The sequence below is a fragment of the Pseudomonas sp. B21-056 genome (assembly GCF_026016325.1).
In the GTDB taxonomy this organism is placed as follows: Bacteria; Pseudomonadota; Gammaproteobacteria; order Pseudomonadales; family Pseudomonadaceae; genus Aquipseudomonas.
In genome coordinates this window covers 3,949,157-3,967,597 of sequence record NZ_CP087203.1, presented here as the reverse complement: position 1 = coordinate 3,967,597, position 18,441 = coordinate 3,949,157, and the positions used below count along the sequence as shown (strand labels likewise).

Genomic DNA, 18,441 nt, shown 5'->3' with positions numbered 1-18,441 from the left:
ACAAGGAGTTCCAAATGTCTTTGAAGCTGGGCGTCATCGGCACCGGGGCCATCGGCCAGGACCATATCCGTCGTTGCAGCCAGACCTTGCTCAACAGCCAGGTGGTGGCGGTGACCGACATCAACCTGGCCCAGGCGGCGAAAGTGGTGGCCGACCTGAAACTGACCGCCGAGGTCTATCCCGATGGGCACGCGTTGATCAAGGCGCCGGAAGTCGAGGCGATCCTCGTCACGTCCTGGGGGCCGAGTCACGAGGAGTTCGTGCTGGCGGCGATTGCTGCCGGCAAACCGGTGTTCTGCGAGAAGCCCCTGGCCGTCACGGCTGAAGGTTGCCGCCGGATCGTCGAGGCCGAGGTGGCCCATGGCAAGCGACTGGTGCAGGTCGGTTTCATGCGCCCGTACGACGAGGGGTATCGGGCGCTCAAGGCGGTGATCGACAGTGGCCAGATCGGCGAGCCCCTGATGCTGCACTGCGCCCACCGCAACCCCAGCGTGGGTGAAAACTACAAGACCGACATGGCAATCACCGACACCCTGATCCACGAGTTGGATGTGTTGCGCTGGCTGCTGGCCGACGACTACGTCTCGGTGCAGGTGGTCTTCCCGCGCAAGACCAGCAAGGCCTTGGCCCACCTGCGCGATCCACAGATCGTCCTGCTGGAAACCGCTAAGGGCACGCGCATCGACGTGGAAGTGTTCGTCAACTGCCAGTACGGCTACGACATCCAGTGCGAAGTGGTGGGGGAGACCGGTATCGCCAAGCTGCCGGAACCGTCCCAGGTGCAATTGCGCAGTGGCGCCAAGCTGTCCAATGCCATTCTCATGGATTGGAAGGATCGCTTCATCGCCGCTTATGACGTCGAGTTGCAGGCCTTTATCGACGGGGTTCGGGCCGGGCAGGTGGGTGGGCCTTCGGCGTGGGATGGCTTCGCGGCAGCGGTGGCGGCGGATGCCTGCATCGATGCGCAGCGCAGTGGGCAGATCGTCAAGGTGGAGCTGCCTGAGCGCCCGCGTTTCTACGGTTGATCACTGTTTCAAATGTGGGAGCGAGCCTGCTCGCGATAGCGGCCTGTCAAGCACATCGATGTCGCCTGACACACCGCCATCGCGAGCAGGCTCGCTCCCACAGGGCCGCATTTCAATTGTGGAACAAGGAGCTTTCATGCGAATCGGACTGGTGGGCTACGGCAAGGGTGGACGGTTCTTTCATGCGCCGCTGATCAGCAGTTTGCCGGGGGCGACGTTCGTGGGCGTGGTGACCCGGTCCGCCGAGCGCCGCCAGCAACTGGCGGCCGAACATCCGGATGCCCAGGCTTTCGACACTCTGGAACAACTGGTGGCGGCCGGCGTCGACGCGGTGGTGGTTTCCACACCCCTGGACGGTCGTCCGGCCGTGGTGATGGAGGCCATCGAACGGGGCGTGGCGGTGGTCAGCGACAAACCTTTCGCCGCTGATGCCACGCAGGCCGAGGCGCTGGTGCTGGCCGCCGAGCGGCGCAACGTGCCGCTGAGCGTCTACCAGAACCGGCGCTGGGACTCGGACTTCCTCACCGTGCGCAAATTGCTGGCATCCGGTGTCCTGGGGCAGGTCCTGCGGTTTGAATCCAGTGTCGAGCGTTATTCGCCGACGTCGGTCGGCAAGGGCAGCGGTGGCGGATTCCTGCGTGACCTGGGCAGTCACCTGGTGGACCAGGCACTGCAGTTGTTCGGGCCGGTGGTGCGGGTTTACGCCGAGCTGGACTACCGACAGCCAGACCAGGTTTTCGACAATGGCTTCTTCATGTCCCTGACCCATGCCAGCGGCGTGGTGTCGCACTTGAGCGGCAGTTGCCTGCAGAACGCGCCACGCCCCCGGTTCCGGCTCAGCGGCACCGAGGGCTGTTATACCGTCGACGGCCTGGACGGACAGGAAGCCCAGGCCCTGGCCGGTTTGAGCCCGGCGACAGAGGGCGAGCGCTGGGGCACCGAAGAGCATCGACGCTGGGGCTGGTTCGAGCATGGCGGCGAGCGTGAGCGGGTGACGTCGGAACGCGGTTGCTGGATCGAGTTCTACCAACACCTGCAAAGCGCATTGCAGGGGGCTGGCCCGCTGCCAGTCCAGGCCCGTGATGCACTGGCGACCACCCGGCTCCTGGACGCTGCCCGGCAGAGCGCGGAACGTCAGGAAGTGGTGGTTCTATCCACGCCTATCGGCCATGGAACAAAAAACGAATAAAATTCTAAAATCTGTTGATATGGAAAATATTTTCCAATAAAGTCTTTTCCAGGTTACCGACATCCTGTTCCCGCTTGTGCAACGGCTTCTTAAACAAGCGGCGGACTCAACAAAAACAAGAAACACAGCCAGGTACCGTCGATGAAAACCTTCAGCCGCTCTGCGTTTCACTTGTCACGTGCGCTGCGCTTGCCCGCAGTCCTTCCCCTGTTCGAATCCCTGTGCATCCAGCGCAATGGCGCCGTGGTCTGTTGCATGCCCGGTGCGTCCATCGTGCGTTTGCCCCGTTCCTGAGTTCCGACACGCCTTATCCATAAAACCAACAAAAATGTGGAGAAAGACCGTTCATGAAGACCAAGACCCGTATCGCCTCGTTGGCCCTGTCATTGATGCTTGCCAGCGGCGCTGCCCTGGCGGACGTGAAAATCGGCGTCAGCATGTCGCAGTTCGACGACACCTGGCTGACCTACCTGCGTGAGTCGATGGACAAGAAAGCCAAGTCCCTGCCGGACGGCGTCAACCTGCAGTTCGAAGACGCACGCAGTGATGTGGTCAAGCAACTGAGCCAGGTGGAAAGCTTCATCAGCCAGAAGGTCGACGCCATCATCGTCAACCCGGTGGACACCGCCGCGACCCAGCGCATCACCAAGGCCGCCGTGGCCGCCGGCATTCCGCTGGTCTACGTCAACCGTCGCCCCGATGACCTGAAACTGCCGGCCGGCGTGGTGACCGTTGCCTCGGACGACCTGGAAGCCGGTCGGATGCAGATGCAATACCTGGCCGACAAGATGGGCGGCAAGGGCGACATCGTGATTCTGCTGGGGGACCTGGCGAACAATTCCACCACCAACCGCACCAAGGGCGTCAAGGAAGTGCTCGCCAAGTACCCGAACATCAAGATCGAACAGGAACAGACTGGCATCTGGTCGAGGGACAAGGGCATGACCCTGGTCAACGACTGGCTGACCCAGGGCCGCGAGTTCAACGCCGTGGTGGCGAACAATGACGAGATGGCTATCGGCGCGTCCATGGCACTCAAGGGCGCCGGCAAGGAGAAGGGCAGCGTACTGATTGCCGGGGTCGATGGCACGCCGGATGGCCTGAACGCCATCAAAAAGGGCGACATGGCGGTCTCGGTGTTCCAGGACGCCAAGGGTCAGGCCGACGGTTCGATCGACACGGCCGTGAAGATGGTCAAGAAACAGCCGGTGGAGCAGGCCGTGTGGGTGCCGTATCGCCTGATCACGCCGGAAAACGTCGACCAGTTCAAGTAAGGTTCCACGCACCATCGGTCCGACCACAACAATAAGCAGGCAAGGACGCCACGCCGACCTTGCCGAGGGAGTACCTGACCATGTTTGCCTCAGCGATAGCTTCGAGCGCCCCGGCAATGACTGTCCAGCCGGGCGTACTACCTGACGAACCGTATCTGCTGGAAGTCGTCAATGTCAGCAAGGGATTTCCCGGCGTGGTGGCCTTGTCCGACGTGCAGTTGCGGGTACGTCCCGGCTCCGTCCTGGCCCTGATGGGCGAGAACGGTGCCGGTAAATCCACCCTGATGAAGATCATTGCCGGCATCTACCAGCCGGACGCCGGTGAACTGCGCCTGCGGGGCAAACCGGTCACCTTCGACACGCCCCTGGCGGCGTTGCAGGCCGGCATTGCGATGATCCACCAGGAACTGAACCTGATGCCGCACATGAGCATCGCCGAAAACATCTGGATCGGCCGCGAGCAGCTCAATGGCCTGCACATGATCGACCACGGGGAGATGCACCGTTGCACCGCCAGGTTGCTGGAACGCCTGCGGATCAACCTCGACCCGGAGGAGCAGGTGGGCAACCTGAGCATTGCCGAGCGGCAGATGGTGGAGATTGCCAAGGCCGTGTCCTATGACTCCGACATCCTGATCATGGACGAACCGACCTCGGCTATCACCGAAACGGAAGTCGCCCACCTGTTCTCGATCATTGCCGACCTCAAGGCCCAGGGTAAGGGCATCATCTACATCACCCATAAAATGAACGAAGTGTTCGCCATCGCCGATGAAGTCGCGGTGTTTCGCGACGGCAGCTACATCGGCCTGCAACGGGCCGACAGCATGGACGGCGACAGCCTGATTTCAATGATGGTCGGGCGGGAATTGAGCCAACTGTTTCCGGAACGGGAAAAGCCCATCGGCGAGTTGCTGTTGTCGGTACGCGACCTGAGCCTGGAGGGCATTTTCAAGGGGGTCTCCTTCGACCTGCACGCTGGGGAGATCCTCGGCATCGCCGGGCTGATGGGCTCGGGACGGACCAACGTGGCCGAGGCGATCTTCGGCGTAACACCCAGTACCGGTGGCGAGATTTTGCTGGACGGCCAGCCGGTGCGCATCAGCGATCCGCACATGGCCATCGAGAAGGGCTTCGCCCTGCTGACCGAGGATCGCAAGCTCAGTGGGTTGTTCCCGTGCCTGTCGGTGCTGGAAAACATGGAAATGGCCGTGCTGCCCCATTACGTCGGCAATGGCTTCATCCAGCAGAAAGCCCTGCGCGCCTTGTGCGAAGACATGTGCAAGAAGCTGCGGGTCAAGACCCCTTCCCTGGAGCAGTGCATCGACACCTTGTCCGGTGGCAATCAACAGAAGGCGCTGCTGGCCCGCTGGCTGATGACCAACCCGCGCATCCTGATCCTCGACGAGCCGACCCGTGGCATCGATGTCGGCGCCAAGGCCGAGATCTACCGGCTGATTGCCTACCTCGCCGGCGAGGGCATGGCGGTGATCATGATTTCTTCGGAGCTGCCGGAAGTGCTGGGCATGAGCGACCGGGTCCTGGTGATGCACGAAGGCGACCTGATGGGCACCCTCGACCGGAGCGAAGCGACCCAGGAGCGGGTCATGCAACTGGCCTCGGGACTGTCTTGAGGCCGCAAAGCCGAGCAGTAAGCCCTCGCAACAGATAAAAAAGGTGAATGGCAATGAACGCGATACTGGAAAACAAACCCGCGGCCGTACCGGCCAGGACGCGCCGGCGGTTGCCGACGGAACTGAGTATCTTCCTGGTGCTGATCGGCATTGGCCTGGTGTTCGAGCTGTTTGGCTGGATCATGCGCGACCAGAGTTTCCTGATGAACTCCCAGCGCCTGGTCCTGATGATCCTGCAAGTGTCGATCATCGGCCTGCTGGCCATCGGCGTGACCCAGGTCATCATCACCACCGGTATCGACCTGTCGTCCGGTTCCGTGCTGGCGCTGTCGGCGATGATCGCGGCCAGCCTGGCCCAGACCTCGGACTTCGCCCGAGCGGTGTTCCCGTCGCTGACCGACTTGCCGGTATGGATCCCGGTGGTCGCCGGGCTGGGCGTGGGGCTGCTGGCCGGGGCGATCAACGGCAGCATCATCGCCATCACCGGCATCCCGCCCTTTATTGCCACCCTCGGCATGATGGTGTCGGCCCGCGGCCTGGCGCGTTACTACACCGAAGGTCAGCCGGTGAGCATGTTGTCGGATTCCTACACGGCGATTGGTCATGGCGCCATGCCGGTGATCATCTTCCTGGTGGTGGCGGTGATCTTCCATATTGCCTTGCGCTACACCAAGTACGGCAAGTACACCTATGCCATCGGCGGTAACATGCAGGCGGCGCGCACCTCGGGGATCAACGTCAAGCGTCACCTGGTGATCGTCTACAGCATCGCCGGGTTGCTGGCGGGGCTCGCCGGGGTGGTGGCCTCGGCGCGGGCCGCGACCGGGCAGGCCGGCATGGGCATGTCCTATGAGCTGGATGCGATTGCCGCGGCGGTGATCGGCGGCACCAGCCTGGCCGGTGGCGTGGGGCGCATCACCGGTACGGTGATCGGGGCGCTGATCCTCGGCGTCATGGCCAGCGGCTTCACGTTCGTCGGCGTCGATGCCTACATCCAGGACATCATCAAGGGGTTGATCATTGTGGTGGCGGTGGTCATCGACCAGTACCGCAACAAGCGCAAACTCAAGCGTTAACGCTCATCCTGTTGCGACAAAGCGCCACGCCTGACCCGCGTGGCGTTGCCATTTGTCTTCTTAATACAGCTATTGCACCGAATTTCTTGTTATAAACGCACTCCGATGACTGCCAAACGCCTGTCAGAGAACATTTGAAGGGGTTGTCGGACATTTTCCCATGTTTTCGGTTGCTGAGGCCTCGACTCGGCCTTAGACTGCCGCCCCTCGTAAATTGAGTGCCGGGTGGCGCTTGGAATAGACGGCGCCTTCCTGACGAGCGTGGCAGCTGCGCTGCGGGACGCTCCATAATTCGCCTTAATGCACGTTTTTTTATAGAGATATCAATGACAAAGGAAAAGTTGCTGGCTATGCCGGCGGATGACTACATGAACCCCGAGCAGCTGGCTTTCTTCACCAAGCTGTTGCAGAACATGAAAGTCGAAACCCACGAGCGCATCGAACAGAACCGAATCGCCATTGAGAGCCTGGATTCCCCGGCTGACCCGGCCGACGCTGCTTCCGTGGAAGAAGAGCGTACGTGGCTGGTCAACGCCATCGATCGTGACCAGCGCATGCTGCCCCAGCTGGAGCAGGCCCTGGACCGTATCAGCGACGAAAGCTTCGGCTGGTGCGACGACAGCGGCGAGCCGATCGGCCTCAAGCGCCTGCTGATCAGCCCGACCACCAAGTACTGCATCGAAGCCCAGGAACGTCACGAGCAGATCGACAAGCACCAGCGTCAGGCCTGATCCCCGACCTGGCAGGCCTCGTGGCGAGGGCGCTTGCTCCCGCCGGGCCGCGTAGCGGCCCCATAGAATCACCCGATCCCGTTGATCGACCGCAAGAACGCGACTAATGGACCATGGATAATGGCTCGATAGTGGCGTTTAATGCTGGCATAACAACGAGAAGTGTGGTGACGAACATGGCGACAGACGGATCTCTGGCGGGAGCGGTGCCTGCCTCGGTATCTGCTACAAAGAGCACGGCGCGCTGGCTGACGCCGACCTTGCAGAGCCTTGCCTTGACCTTGCTGCTGTGCGGCATGGTGCTGGGAGGCTGGTCGCTGTACCTGGGCCTGCCCCTGGCGATACTGATCGTCTGGTTGCCGCGATTGCGCTCGCGTCTGGTCACTGTGCCGCAATCTTCGCCTGGCACCGGCTCCCTGGCCGAGCTGACCCGCGATCTGTCCCACACCACCAGTCATAACGCGTTGTCGGCCGCCGGTGTCGCCTATTCGGTCAGGCAGTTGGCCGGCAAGGTCCAGTCACAACTCGATGCGGCGGCGCAGATCGTCAGCAATGCCGAATCGATGATCGTCACCGAACAGGCCACTTCCCAGCTCAGCCAGCAAGCCCTGGGCGCCGCCAGCGAGGCCCATCGCAGCAGCGTTGCCGGGCGCAGCGAACTGGTGGAGTCCATCAGCCGCATGCACCAGCTCAGCCAGCGGGCAAACGAAAGTCGCGAGTTGATCGAGGCCTTGAGCGTGCGCAGCGACGAGATCCAGCGGGTGAGCCTGGTGATTCAGTCGATTGCCAGCCAGACCAACCTGTTGGCGCTGAACGCGGCCATCGAAGCAGCGCGGGCCGGCGAGCATGGCCGTGGGTTCGCCGTGGTTGCCGATGAAGTCCGTGGCCTGGCGGGCCGCACGGCGGCGGCGACCGGCGAGGTCGGGGTCATGGTGGCGGACATCCAGCAACGCACCGCCCAGGTGGTCGAGCAGATCCGTCAGTTGGCCGGGGACCTGGACAGCGGCGTGCAGCAGGTCGAGCACACGGGCCAGCACCTGGAGAACATTGCCCGGCTCGCGGCCGGTGTCGAAACCCAGGTCAGCGCCATCGCCCAGGGTACGGACACCAACCGCGAGCAGCTCGACAGCCTGTTCCACGCCATCGAGCAGATGCGCAGCGACCTGTCCATCAGCGACCAGCAGACCCAACGCCTGGCCGAAGCGGCGGTGCAGATGGAAGGGCAGGCCGAAACCATCAGTGAGCGCCTGGCCGAAGTGGGCCTCGACGATTATCACCAGCGGGTCTACGACCTGGCGCGTGAAGGCGCGGGTCAGATCGCCGCGCAGTTCGAGGCGGATATCGATCAGGGGCGTATCAGCCTGGAGGATCTGTTCGATCGTAACTACCAGGCCATTGCCGATACCCATCCAGCCAAGTTCCAGACCCGATTCGACCGTTACACCGACCAGGTCCTGCCGGCCATCCAGGAGCCTTTGCTCGCCCGACACGAAGGCCTGGTGTTTGCGATTGCCTGCACCCAACAGGGGTATGTGCCGACCCACAACAAAGTTTTCAGCCAGCCACTGACCGGCGATCCGGCGGTAGACACACTGAACAACCGCACCAAGCGCAAGTTCTCCGACCGTACCGGGATCCGATGCGGCAGCCACCAGCAACCGGTGCTGTTGCAGACCTACACCCGGGACACGGGCGAGCTGATGCATGACCTTTCCGTACCCATCATGCTCAAGGGCCGCCACTGGGGTGGGTTGCGGTTGGGCTATAAGCCCGAGAAGCCGCGCTAGGCCTCTTCGGATAGCGCGATTTGCGCTGTATCAGTCGATACCTTGGTGACGGGGCCATAGCTATCGCGAGCAAGCTCGCTCCCACATGGGGCTTGCGGTGGCCGCAAGATCCGGGAGCACCACAAATCCCCTGTGGGAGCGAGCCTGCTCGCGATAGCGGTGGGGCTGTCAGCAAAGTATCGACTGACCCACCGCTATCACGCGCAAGCTCGCTCCCACAAAGCAAATGCTGTTGAGCCGCTATTTATCGTCGTGCAGACGCACGTTCAACTGATCCACCAACACCGCCTCTTCGCCATCGGCGAGCAACCATTCCCGTAGCAGGTCCTTTTGCTGATCCGACCAGAAATCGGCCTCCACCAGTTTGGTCTCCGGATCCAGGGGGTGTGCCACGATGAAATCGTCGATGGCTTTTTCATCCGAGGGCAGGCCCAGTTGATCGAACAGGGTCTTGAGTTCGTGGGAAGGCTGTTCCATGGGGTTCTCCTTTGGGCATGCGCCGTCATGGCGCTTCGGTTGCGTCCCTTTATCTGAGGCAAGCGAGCGTCAGGAGTTCGATTATTGCTGCGTTCCGGCACTTCGCTCGAGATGCCTGGCCAGGTAGCAGGCTTCGTTATGATCCGTGCGGAAACCTCTTACACGTCCAGTCGATGTTTCTTCAATATGGAAAAAACACTTGCCGGCCAGGACCACCCGATAACGCGGTTGGATCAGCGAGGCTGGCAGATAGTCGATCCCGTCAAAGCTCTCATGCGTATTGACGAGGCAAGGTACGACGGGTTGGATCAAGGTTGTGAAAGTGCCCATGTGAATTCCTTTTCTATGGTTTACCGACGAATTGCCGGGTGTTTCGAGTAGTCTCCGCGCCTCCGGCTGCTCTAGAATCGTCAGCACTGTGTGGACGGTTGCGCCTATCTAAAGCAATTTTTTTTAGGCTCGATGTCAGAAAAATGCTTTTTTAAGTGAGAATTTTCCCTAAAGTTAGTAGTCCCACCTTTTCCGATGCTCAGAGTGGCTATTTCCTTCAGCTCCTGACGACCTCCCGGGAAAGACGGCGAGAGTGGCAATCCTTTAGTCTTCTCTCGCCCCGGGACAGGGGGCGCCGTTTACTTCGAATTTCAGTGACAGGTCCATTGCGACATTACAGTCGGCACGGGTTCTTGTGGTCCGTCCTTTCTGTAGAACGGGCCATTTTCAAAGATGGGGATGTTTCCTTGGCAGTAAGTAATCTCGACACGCATGCATTATTTGTACTGGGTGACCTGCGGGCGAAACTGGTCAAACTGTTTCAGTCTCGTTTCGTCTACATCACCGAGCAGACCGCCGAAGGCATCTACGTCGCCGAAATCGACACCGAGTCGGCCCTCGTGGTTGACGACAAGCCCAGGCTCGAGCTCAAGGTGGGTGATCATTTTCGCGCGGCGGTATTGCCCAGTCGCGAGGGTGGCAAGTTTGAGATCAGGTTTCGCGAAATCAAACTGACGGTCTATGGCCTTGGGGACTACGCGTTCGTCACGACCCCGGGCGGCCAGGCCATCCTCTTCAAGGAAGGCCACAGCGTGGTGACCGTGTACGCGGCGAACGAACAGCTGCAGGAAGGCTTGACCAAGACCCTGAAGGCAGTCACTGCCAAAGCCGCGAAATGGCGCAAGGGCGAACTGGTGACGTTCAAGGCCAGCGAGTGATACCCGGCACCGGCGACCGTTTTGCGGGAACCTCGGCTACAGTCAGTTGACTGAATTATTCAGGGACTTGCGTTCGGTTGCGCAGGACCGTTCAGCTATGGCTGTCTGGCATGGGGTACATCGTATGAAACGAGTTCGACAGTGGCTGGCTGCCTGGGCCGCCTGTGCTGTATTGGTTTCCTCATTTCCAGCATCGGCTGCTTCAGCACCGATCCACTTCGCCGACCTGAACTGGGAAAGCGGTAGCCTGATCACCGATATCCTGCGGATCATCGTCGAAAAAGGCTACGGCCTGAAAACCGACACCTTGCCGGGCACCACCATCACCCTGGAAACCGCCCTGGCCAATAACGACATACAGGTCATCGGCGAAGAGTGGGCCGGGCGCAGTCCGGTGTGGGTCAAGGCTGAAGCCGAGGGCAAGGTGATCGCCCTGGGCGATACGGTCAAGGGCGCGACGGAAGGCTGGTGGGTGCCGGAATACGTGATCAAGGGCGATCCCGCCAAGGGCATCAAGCCTCTGGCGCCGGACCTTCGCAGCGTCAGCGACCTGGCGCGCTACAAGCACGTGTTCAAGGATCCGGAAAGTCCCGACAAGGGGCGCTTCCTCAACAGCCCCATCGGCTGGACATCCGAAGTGGTCAATAAACAGAAGCTCCAGGCGTATGGTCTGACCGACAGCTATGTGAATTTCCGCAGTGGCTCGGGGGCGGCGCTGGATGCGGAAATCACCTCGTCGATTCGTCGAGGCAAACCGATCCTGTTCTATTACTGGTCGCCCACGCCGCTGCTCGGGCGCTTCAAGCTGGTGCAACTGCAAGAGCCGCCGTTCGATGCCGAGGCCTGGAAAACCCTGACCGACGCCGACAATCCCAACCCCAGGCCGACCCGTTCGCTGGCGTCGAAACTGTCGATCGGCGTCTCCGCGCCGTTCCAGAAACAGTATCCGGACATTGCCGAATTCTTCAGCAAGGTCGACCTGCCCATCGATCCATTGAACAAGGCCCTGGCCGAGATGAGCGAAAAACGCACGCCGCCCCGTGAGGCTGCCGAGGCGTTCCTCAAGGCCCATCCCCAGGTGTGGCAGGCCTGGCTGCCCAAAGAGGTCGCGGATAAGGTTTCCGCCGGCCTGTAGTGCGCCGCTTGTCGACGGTTTGAACACTTGATCCTGAGCAATGCGTCGTTCGCTGGAAATGGGCAATCTCCATCCGTCCTGCGAAATGCCAGATTCGAGCTAGGATGATTGTTCAACCTTTTCCAGGAGGCTGGCGAATGACGCTTTTATTGGCACGGACGCTGGTCGCGGTGTTTGCGGCCATCAGTTTGATTCATTTGTACTGGGCCCTGGGCGGACGCTGGGCGGCCCAGGCGGTGGTGCCTCAGGTTCCGGTCAGGCAGGGGGAAGTGCTGCGCCCGGCGTTCGATCCTTCGGGCTGGTTGACCTTGTTGGTGGCCCTGGCGCTGTTGTTTATCGCGCTGCTGGTGTGCCTGCGAGGCGGGCTGCTGGCGCCGCCTGTCACCCATCGGGCGCTGCAGTGGCTGATCAGTGCGATTGCCTTGCTGATGTTTGCCCGGGCCATCGGCGAGTCGAACCTGGTGGGGTTCTTCAAGGAGTTCAAGGAGTCGACCTTCGCCCGGCTCGATACCTGGGTCTATTCCCCGTTGTGCGTCGTGCTGGGCGCCGGGTTGCTGGCGGTGGCCTGGGCCTGAGCACTCTGGCGCAGTTGTGGCGAGGGGATTTATCCCCGCTGGGCTGCGAAGCGGCCCCAATATCCTGCATCTGATCCTAATCTGGCGAGCGCTTCGCACTCGAGCGGGGATAAATCCCCTCGCCACAATAGTGCACGGCTCGGAATGTCCGTCAGTCTTGCCGCCGGCTACTCACCTCCGCCGGCACATCATCCCCGGCCATGCGCTTGCGAAACAACGCCGCCCGGGCCAGCAGCAGGGTGGTCACCGGTACGGTGATGGACAGCAGGATCGGTATCAGCCACGCATGCAGCACCGGCCCGGACTTGAGCGCCGAGAAATAAACGATCGAGGCCAGCGCCACGCACCAGGCCCCCAGCGTCGAAGCCAGGGCCGGTGGATGCATGCGCTGGAAATAATCCTTCAAGCGCACCAGGCCGATGGCCCCGACCAGGGCGAACAGGCTGCCGAGTACCAGCAGGATCGCCACCGGCACCTCGACCCACATCGATAATTGCCCGGTCATTCGATCACCTCGCCACGCAGCAGGAACTTGGCAAGGGCAAACGAGCCGACAAAGCCGAACAGGGCGATCAGCAACGCCGCCTCGAAGTAGGTGTCACTGGCGTAGCGAATGCCCAGCACCAGCATTATCAGCATCGCAACGATGTACAGGTAATCCAGGGCCAGGACCCGGTCTTGCGCCGATGGCCCCTTGAACAGCCGCAGCAGGGTCAGCACCAGTGCCAGGGAGAACAGGAACAGGCTCAGCAGAATCGCGTTGGACAGTAACGGACTCATTCGAAAATCTCCATCAACGGTCGCTCATAAGTGGCCTTGAAATGCGCGATGAACGACGCTTCGTCTTCCAGATCGAACACATGCATCAGCAGGACGCGGCGATCCAGCGCCAGTTCCGACCAGACGGTCCCGGGAGTCATCGCGGTGATCATCGACAAGGCCGCGAGGCCATTGGCATCGTGCAGGTCCAGCGGCACCTTGACGAACCGCGAGCGAGGCGGGCGCCGCCCGGCATTCAGCACGCCCCAGGCCACCGCGAGGTTGGACGCCAGCACATCACGACCCACCCGCAGGAACAGCCGCAGCACCACCCAGGGGCGTCGGATACGAATGGGGCGTGGCCGCAGCGGGCGCATCAGCAGCGGTGCCAGCAAGCCCAGCGCCGCCCCCAGCAGCAGGTGCCCGGCGCTGAGGGACTGGTTCAGCAGCAGCCACAGCGCCCAGAGTGCCAGGGACAGCCATGGCGCGGGAAACAGGCGTTTCATGGTTGCACCTCCGGCACTGCGCTGATGGCGTCGGGGCTGGGGACGCTACGGGTAGCAAGCACCGACATCACGTAGTGTTCCGGCGTGTTCAGCGCATTGGCGGCGTCCTGGGTATAACGCAGCAGGGGTTCAGCCTTGAACGTCAAGGCGATCCCCAGGCCGAGCAGCGCAATGATCGGCAGGCATTCGAAAGGCCGTAGCAAGGGTGACGGCCGTTCCTTTGGCGTCCAGAAACGCTGGATGCCCAAACGCGAGAAAGCGATCAACGAGGCCAGCCCGGACAGGATCAGCAAGGCCAGCAGGCCCCATGCCTGAGGCGACACCGGCTGTCCAGTGTCAGCTCCGAGCCCCTGGGGATTGAGCAGGGCGTTCAACAGCCCCAGCTTGCCGATGAATCCCGATAACGGTGGCATGCCGACGATCAACAGCGCGCAGGCAATGAAACTCAGGCCCAGGAACGCCATGGTCCAGGGAATCACTTGCCCGACCACGGCTTTCTGCTCGTCATCGAGGTTGGTGCCCTTGGGCGGTTGCAGGGACTCCAGCGGTCGCGGCAAGGTATCGAGGTCGTCCTCCAGCGACAACTCATTGGCCGAACGCGAGCGCTCGATCAGCTCCGCCAGCAGGAAGAGTGCGCACAGCGCGAGGGTCGAACTCACCAGGTAGAACAGCGCAGCACCCACCAGATTCGGCTGGGCGAAGCCGATGGCCGACAACAGGATGCCGGCCGACACCAGGATGCTCAGGCTGGCCATGCGTTCCAGGCGTTGGGCGGCCAGAATGGCGATGGCCGCGCAGACGATGGTCGCCATGCCGCCGTAGATCAGCCAGTCGCCGCCGAAATAGGCAGAGGCACCGGCCTGGCCGGAGAACAGCAAGGTCCACAGGCGCAAGATCGTGTAGACGCCCACTTTGGTCATGATCGCGAACAGCGCCGCTACAGGTGCGCTGGCGGCGCTATAGGCCGGCACCAACCAGAAGTTCAGCGGCCACATGCCGGCCTTGGCCAGGAACGCCACCGCGAGGATCGCCGCCCCCGCATGCAGCAAGCCCCGGTCGGCTTCTGGCACCAGCGGCACTTTCAGGGCCAGGTCGGCCATGTTCAGGGTGCCGGTGACGCCATAGATCAACGCCGCGCCGATCAGGAACAATGACGAGGCCAGCAGGTTGATCGAGATGTAGTGCAAGCCTGACGACACCCGCGCCCGCCCCGAGCCATGCAGCAGCAAGCCGTAGGAGGCGGCCAGCAATACCTCGAAAAACACGAACAGGTTGAACAGGTCCCCGGTGAGGAAGGCGCCATAGAGGCCCATCAGCTGGATCTGGAACAATGCATGGAAACTGGCCCCGGCGCCGTGCCAGCGGGCCATGGCGAACAACAGGGCGCTGACACCGATGATGCCGGTCAGCACCAGCATCAGCGCCGACAGGCGGTCTACCACCAGGACGATGCCGAACGGTGCCTGCCAGTTACCCGGCAAATACACGCCAATGGAGGCGGGCAGGGCCTGGTCCTGGGTCCAATGCAGCAACATGACCGAGATGCCCAGGCCCAGCAGGCTGGAGAACAGATTGATCCGTGCCTTGAGCGAGCGGTGCTTTTCGCCCAGCATCAGCATCAACGCAGCGGTGAGCAGCGGCAGCAGGATCGGGGCGGCGATCAGATGGGGCGTCAACATCATTCCCTGGGCTCCCGGCCGTCCACATGGTCGGTGCCGGTCAGGCCCCGGGAGGCCAGCAGTACCACCAGGAACAACGCGGTCATGGCGAAGCTGATGACGATGGCGGTCAGCACCAGGGCCTGGGGCAGCGGATCGGTGTAGTGCAACAGGTCCTGGGTCACGCCGTCCTTGACGATCGGCTCCTTGCCGATGAACAGGCTGCCCATGCTGAAGATGAACAGGTTGACGCCGTAGGACAGCAGGCACAGGCCCATGACCACCTGAAAGGTCCGTGGCCGCAGCACCAACCAGACACCGGAGGCGGCCAGGACGCCGATTGCAATAGCGATGACTTCTTCCATCAGGGGGTGGCTCCTTTGAGGGCTTTGGCCTGCAGGCCCGGTTTGTGGGCCCGCACCGACTGGTGCGCCAGCGCGGTGAGGATCAGCAGCGTCGAGCCGACCACCACGGCGTACACGCCGATGTCGAAGAACAGTGCGCTGGCCAGGTGAATGTCACCCAGCAGCGGCAACTTCAAATGCCAGGTGTGAGTGGTGAGGAACGGGTAGCCCACGGCCATCGCCCCCAGGCCCGTCGCCGTGGCGAACAGCAACCCGGTGCCCATCCAGCGCAACGGTCGCAGGCTCATTTGCGCCTCGACCCACTGGGTACCGGCGACCATGTACTGGAGGATGAACGCCACCGACATCACCAGCCCGGCCACGAAACCGCCACCTGGTTGGTTGTGACCGCGCATGAACAGGTAGAACGACACCACCAGGGCAATCGGCAACAGCAGGCGCACCAGCACCGACGGCACCATCATGAAGCCCAGCGCGGTGTCGCTGGCATGCCGCGGGTTGACCAGGTCGGTGACCACGTCCGGCGCCAGCAGGCGTTGCTGCGCTGGTAGCTGCATGCTTTCCTTCGGCGGCCGGAAGCGCCGCAGCAGGGCAAACACGGCCAGGGCCACGGCCACCAGCACGGTGATTTCCCCCAGGGTGTCGAAGCCGCGGAAATCCACCAGCATCACGTTGACCACGTTGCTGCCGCCGCCTTCGGGCAGGGCCCGGCTGAGGTAGAACGAAGAAATGTCGTTGGGCGTCTGGCGCGTCAGCATCGCGTAGGACAACAGCGCCATGCCGCCACCCACCGCGCCGGACAACAGCAAGTCACGCAGGCGCCGGATGCGCGCGCGCCGTTCGCTGTCGGGCCGGGGCGCTGCGTCCTCGATCCGCCGAGGCAGCCAGCGCAGGCCCAGCAGGATCAGCACCGTGGTCACCACTTCCACCACCAGTTGCGTCAGGGCCAGGTCGGGGGCGGAGAACCAGACGAAGGTCACGCAGGTCATCAGCCCGCAGACGCTGACCATGGTCAGGGCCGCGAGACGGTGATACTTGGCCTGCCAGGCCGCGCCCAGGGCACAGGCGATGGCCAGCAGCCAAAGGATGACGAAGACGATGGAGCCGGGAATCTTCGGCCGGTCGCCCCAGACCAGCGAGCTGTGCAGCATCGGGATCAGCCCGGCCAGCACCGCTGCCAGCACCAGCAGGAACAACTGGGCCTGGAGGCGGCGGGTACTGATGAGTCGCTCCAGTCGCCGGCCCTGGCGCATCATCAGCACCAGGCTGCGCTCGAACAGACGCTTGCCGCTGAACCGGCCAATGAACGGAGTACGGGTGATCTGCCCACGCTTGAATTGCTTGCGCAGCAGCAGATACAGCACGACGCCAGCCGACATCGCCACCAGGCTCATGATCATCGGCGCATTGAAACCATGCCAGATCGCCAGGCTGTACTGGGGCAGGGCCCCCCCCACGACCGGCAGCGCGGCCGCCGCGAGCAAGGAACCGACCACCTGGGCCGGGAAAATCCCCACCAGCAGGCAGGTGAACACCAGCAATTCCACCGGCGCGCGCATCCAGCGCGGTGGTTCGTGGGGAATATGGGGAAGATCGCTGGCCGTCGGGCCGAAGAACACGTCCACGGTGAAGCGCAGGGAGTAGGCGACGCTGAAGGTTCCGGCGATGGTGGCAATGATCGGCAGCGCCAATTCGACCCAGGCCGTGGCGGAAATGAACACCGTCTCGGCGAAGAACATTTCCTTGGACAGGAAACCGTTGAGCAACGGCACCCCGGCCATCGCCGCGCTGGCGACCATCGCCAGGGTCGCGGTGAAGGGAATCAGCCGCACCAGGCCGCTGAGCCTGCGGATGTCCCGGGTGCCGCTTTCATGGTCGATGATCCCGGCGGCCATGAACAGCGAGGCCTTGAAAGTGGCGTGGTTGAGAATATGGAACACCGCCGCCACGGCCGCCAGCGGACTGTTCAGGCCCAGCAGCAGGGTGATCAACCCCAGGTGGCTGATGGTGGAATAGGCCAGCAACCCCTTGAGGTCATTCTGGAACATCGCGCAGTAGGCCCCCAGCAACAGCGTACAGGCCCCGGCACCGCCCACGATGTAGAACCATTGCTCGCTGCCCGACAGCGACGGCCACAACCGTGCCAGCAAGAACACCCCGGCCTTGACCATGGTCGCCGAGTGCAGATACGCAGAGACCGGCGTGGGCGCGGCCATGGCGTGGGGCAACCAGAAATGGAACGGGAACTGGGCACTTTTGCTCAGGGCGCCGAGCAGGATCAGCGTCAGCAGGATGGGGTAGAGAGCATGGGCCCGGATCAGATCGCCAGCCGCCAGGACCTTGTCCAGCTCATAGCTGCCCACCACGTGGCCGAGCAGCAGCACCCCGGCCAACAGGCACAACCCGCCGGCCCCGGTCACCATCAAGGCCATGTAGGCGCCGCGCCGGGCATCGGCGCGGTGGTGCCAGTAGCCGATCAGCAGGAACGAGAACAGGCTGGTCAATTCCCAGAAAAATACCATCTGGATCAGGTTGCCGGAGATCACCAGCCCGAGCATGGCGCCCATGAACGCCAGGAAGAATGCAAAGAAACGCGGCACCGGATCTTCCGGCGACATGTAATAGCGGGCGTACAACGACACCAGCGTACCGATACCCAGCACCAGCAACGAAAACAGCCAGGCAAACCCGTCCAGGCGCAGGATGAAGTTAAGGCCCAGGCTGGGCAACCACGCGTATTGCTCGTAGATCACCCCACCGCTGGCGATCTGCGGGTAGAGCAAGGCCACCTGAACGGTGCCGACCAGGGCGACGAGGCCTGCCAGCAGCGATTCGGCGTTACGGGCGTTATGCGGCAGCAGCGCCGCGACACAGCTGCCGATGAAGGGCAAAAGCAATAGAACTATCAGTGACATAGGCTTCTATTCGGCGGGAGGTTGTGAGGGATCATACGTGGCGTGATCCTGATCACCAACCGCGAGGATGTCGCAGAATCCTACAAGATAGCTGGAGTTTTCCTGTTTTGAGTTGTTTCAGGGAATG

19 protein-coding genes are annotated in these 18,441 nt (G+C 62.3%); 11 read left to right on the top strand and 8 right to left on the bottom strand.

Annotated elements, in window-relative coordinates:
• Positions 1–14 precede the first annotated feature (14 nt).
• The 8 genes from LOY67_RS16595 (at position 15) to LOY67_RS16560 (ending at position 8,716) form a co-directional block, all read left to right on the top strand.
• A complete protein-coding gene (locus LOY67_RS16595) occupies positions 15–1,025 on the top strand; it encodes a Gfo/Idh/MocA family protein (protein WP_265063523.1) in 1,011 nt (336 codons plus the stop codon).
• A gap of 136 nt (positions 1,026–1,161) precedes the next feature.
• On the top strand, positions 1,162–2,214 hold the full coding sequence (locus LOY67_RS16590; protein ID WP_265063522.1) for a Gfo/Idh/MocA family oxidoreductase: 1,053 nt from the start codon (positions 1,162–1,164) through the stop codon (positions 2,212–2,214).
• Positions 2,215–2,355: 141 nt separating this feature from the next.
• On the top strand, positions 2,356–2,508 hold the full coding sequence (locus LOY67_RS16585) for a hypothetical protein (protein WP_265063521.1): 153 nt from the start codon (positions 2,356–2,358) through the stop codon (positions 2,506–2,508).
• 53 nt (positions 2,509–2,561) lie between these two features.
• On the top strand, positions 2,562–3,488 hold the full coding sequence (locus tag LOY67_RS16580) for a sugar ABC transporter substrate-binding protein (RefSeq protein ID WP_265063520.1): 927 nt from the start codon (positions 2,562–2,564) through the stop codon (positions 3,486–3,488).
• An 80-nt stretch (positions 3,489–3,568) separates the two neighbouring features.
• A complete protein-coding gene (locus LOY67_RS16575; protein ID WP_265063519.1) occupies positions 3,569–5,122 on the top strand; it encodes a sugar ABC transporter ATP-binding protein in 1,554 nt (517 codons plus the stop codon).
• Between the two features lie 53 nt (positions 5,123–5,175).
• Positions 5,176–6,198, top strand: coding sequence for an ABC transporter permease (locus LOY67_RS16570; protein ID WP_265063518.1), 1,023 nt, complete (start codon positions 5,176–5,178; stop codon positions 6,196–6,198).
• Between the two features lie 326 nt (positions 6,199–6,524).
• Positions 6,525–6,929 (top strand): TraR/DksA family transcriptional regulator, encoded by a 405-nt coding sequence (locus LOY67_RS16565; RefSeq protein ID WP_265063517.1) that lies wholly within the window; start codon positions 6,525–6,527, stop codon positions 6,927–6,929.
• A gap of 113 nt (positions 6,930–7,042) precedes the next feature.
• The gene (locus LOY67_RS16560; RefSeq protein ID WP_413776138.1) at positions 7,043–8,716 is read left to right on the top strand and encodes a methyl-accepting chemotaxis protein; all 1,674 of its coding nucleotides are present in this window, start codon (positions 7,043–7,045) and stop codon (positions 8,714–8,716) included.
• 240 nt (positions 8,717–8,956) lie between these two features.
• On the opposite strand, the gene LOY67_RS16555 is transcribed toward LOY67_RS16560, so the two are convergent.
• A complete protein-coding gene (locus LOY67_RS16555) occupies positions 8,957–9,193 on the bottom strand; it encodes a DUF2789 domain-containing protein (RefSeq protein ID WP_265063515.1) in 237 nt (78 codons plus the stop codon).
• 81 nt (positions 9,194–9,274) lie between these two features.
• On the bottom strand, positions 9,275–9,523 hold the full coding sequence (locus LOY67_RS16550) for a hypothetical protein (RefSeq protein WP_265063514.1): 249 nt from the start codon (positions 9,521–9,523) through the stop codon (positions 9,275–9,277).
• Positions 9,524–9,930: 407 nt separating this feature from the next.
• Between LOY67_RS16550 and LOY67_RS16545 the strand changes: the two genes are divergently transcribed.
• The 3 genes from LOY67_RS16545 to LOY67_RS16535 all read left to right on the top strand — a co-directional run bounded on the left by LOY67_RS16545 (position 9,931) and on the right by LOY67_RS16535 (position 12,111).
• Positions 9,931–10,401 (top strand): hypothetical protein, encoded by a 471-nt coding sequence (locus tag LOY67_RS16545; protein WP_144925146.1) that lies wholly within the window; start codon positions 9,931–9,933, stop codon positions 10,399–10,401.
• Positions 10,402–10,525: 124 nt separating this feature from the next.
• Positions 10,526–11,536: an ABC transporter substrate-binding protein gene (locus tag LOY67_RS16540; RefSeq protein WP_265063513.1), complete on the top strand. Its 1,011-nt coding sequence runs from the start codon at positions 10,526–10,528 to the stop codon at positions 11,534–11,536.
• A gap of 137 nt (positions 11,537–11,673) precedes the next feature.
• A complete protein-coding gene (locus LOY67_RS16535) occupies positions 11,674–12,111 on the top strand; it encodes a DUF3995 domain-containing protein (protein WP_265063512.1) in 438 nt (145 codons plus the stop codon).
• A 151-nt stretch (positions 12,112–12,262) separates the two neighbouring features.
• Here LOY67_RS16535 and LOY67_RS16530 read toward each other — a convergent pair whose 3' ends face one another.
• The 6 genes from LOY67_RS16530 to LOY67_RS16505 are packed head-to-tail and all read right to left on the bottom strand — an operon-like array spanning position 12,263 to position 18,314.
• The gene (locus LOY67_RS16530; RefSeq protein ID WP_265063511.1) at positions 12,263–12,616 is read right to left on the bottom strand and encodes a Na+/H+ antiporter subunit G; all 354 of its coding nucleotides are present in this window, start codon (positions 12,614–12,616) and stop codon (positions 12,263–12,265) included.
• Complete coding sequence (locus LOY67_RS16525; RefSeq protein ID WP_265063510.1) at positions 12,613–12,891, bottom strand: K+/H+ antiporter subunit F; 279 nt, start codon at positions 12,889–12,891, stop codon at positions 12,613–12,615. Before LOY67_RS16525 ends, LOY67_RS16530 begins: the two co-directional genes overlap by 4 nt.
• On the bottom strand, positions 12,888–13,376 hold the full coding sequence (locus tag LOY67_RS16520; RefSeq protein ID WP_265063509.1) for a Na+/H+ antiporter subunit E: 489 nt from the start codon (positions 13,374–13,376) through the stop codon (positions 12,888–12,890). The genes LOY67_RS16525 and LOY67_RS16520 overlap by 4 nt, the downstream gene beginning before the upstream one ends.
• Positions 13,373–15,058: a monovalent cation/H+ antiporter subunit D gene (locus LOY67_RS16515; protein ID WP_265063508.1), complete on the bottom strand. Its 1,686-nt coding sequence runs from the start codon at positions 15,056–15,058 to the stop codon at positions 13,373–13,375. The genes LOY67_RS16520 and LOY67_RS16515 overlap by 4 nt, the downstream gene beginning before the upstream one ends.
• Positions 15,055–15,399, bottom strand: coding sequence for a Na+/H+ antiporter subunit C (locus tag LOY67_RS16510; RefSeq protein WP_265063507.1), 345 nt, complete (start codon positions 15,397–15,399; stop codon positions 15,055–15,057). Before LOY67_RS16510 ends, LOY67_RS16515 begins: the two co-directional genes overlap by 4 nt.
• Positions 15,399–18,314 (bottom strand): monovalent cation/H+ antiporter subunit A, encoded by a 2,916-nt coding sequence (locus tag LOY67_RS16505; protein ID WP_265063506.1) that lies wholly within the window; start codon positions 18,312–18,314, stop codon positions 15,399–15,401. Before LOY67_RS16505 ends, LOY67_RS16510 begins: the two co-directional genes overlap by 1 nt.
• Positions 18,315–18,441 lie beyond the last annotated feature (127 nt).

Bases quoted from the DNA above. Each gene is read 5' to 3' on its own strand.
- LOY67_RS16595 (WP_265063523.1), top strand. From the start codon at position 15: ATGTCTTTGAAGCTGGGCGTCATCGGCACCGGGGCCATCGGCCAGGAC.
- LOY67_RS16590 (WP_265063522.1), top strand. From the start codon at position 1,162: ATGCGAATCGGACTGGTGGGCTACGGCAAGGGTGGACGGTTCTTTCAT.
- LOY67_RS16585 (WP_265063521.1), top strand. From the start codon at position 2,356: ATGAAAACCTTCAGCCGCTCTGCGTTTCACTTGTCACGTGCGCTGCGC.
- LOY67_RS16580 (WP_265063520.1), top strand. From the start codon at position 2,562: ATGAAGACCAAGACCCGTATCGCCTCGTTGGCCCTGTCATTGATGCTT.
- LOY67_RS16575 (WP_265063519.1), top strand. From the start codon at position 3,569: ATGTTTGCCTCAGCGATAGCTTCGAGCGCCCCGGCAATGACTGTCCAG.
- LOY67_RS16570 (WP_265063518.1), top strand. From the start codon at position 5,176: ATGAACGCGATACTGGAAAACAAACCCGCGGCCGTACCGGCCAGGACG.
- LOY67_RS16565 (WP_265063517.1), top strand. From the start codon at position 6,525: ATGACAAAGGAAAAGTTGCTGGCTATGCCGGCGGATGACTACATGAAC.
- LOY67_RS16560 (WP_413776138.1), top strand. From the start codon at position 7,043: ATGGATAATGGCTCGATAGTGGCGTTTAATGCTGGCATAACAACGAGA.
- LOY67_RS16555 (WP_265063515.1), bottom strand. From the start codon at position 9,193: ATGGAACAGCCTTCCCACGAACTCAAGACCCTGTTCGATCAACTGGGC.
- LOY67_RS16550 (WP_265063514.1), bottom strand. From the start codon at position 9,523: ATGGGCACTTTCACAACCTTGATCCAACCCGTCGTACCTTGCCTCGTC.
- LOY67_RS16540 (WP_265063513.1), top strand. From the start codon at position 10,526: ATGAAACGAGTTCGACAGTGGCTGGCTGCCTGGGCCGCCTGTGCTGTA.
- LOY67_RS16535 (WP_265063512.1), top strand. From the start codon at position 11,674: ATGACGCTTTTATTGGCACGGACGCTGGTCGCGGTGTTTGCGGCCATC.
- LOY67_RS16530 (WP_265063511.1), bottom strand. From the start codon at position 12,616: ATGACCGGGCAATTATCGATGTGGGTCGAGGTGCCGGTGGCGATCCTG.
- LOY67_RS16525 (WP_265063510.1), bottom strand. From the start codon at position 12,891: ATGAGTCCGTTACTGTCCAACGCGATTCTGCTGAGCCTGTTCCTGTTC.
- LOY67_RS16520 (WP_265063509.1), bottom strand. From the start codon at position 13,376: ATGAAACGCCTGTTTCCCGCGCCATGGCTGTCCCTGGCACTCTGGGCG.
- LOY67_RS16515 (WP_265063508.1), bottom strand. From the start codon at position 15,058: ATGATGTTGACGCCCCATCTGATCGCCGCCCCGATCCTGCTGCCGCTG.
- LOY67_RS16510 (WP_265063507.1), bottom strand. From the start codon at position 15,399: ATGGAAGAAGTCATCGCTATTGCAATCGGCGTCCTGGCCGCCTCCGGT.
- LOY67_RS16505 (WP_265063506.1), bottom strand. From the start codon at position 18,314: ATGTCACTGATAGTTCTATTGCTTTTGCCCTTCATCGGCAGCTGTGTC.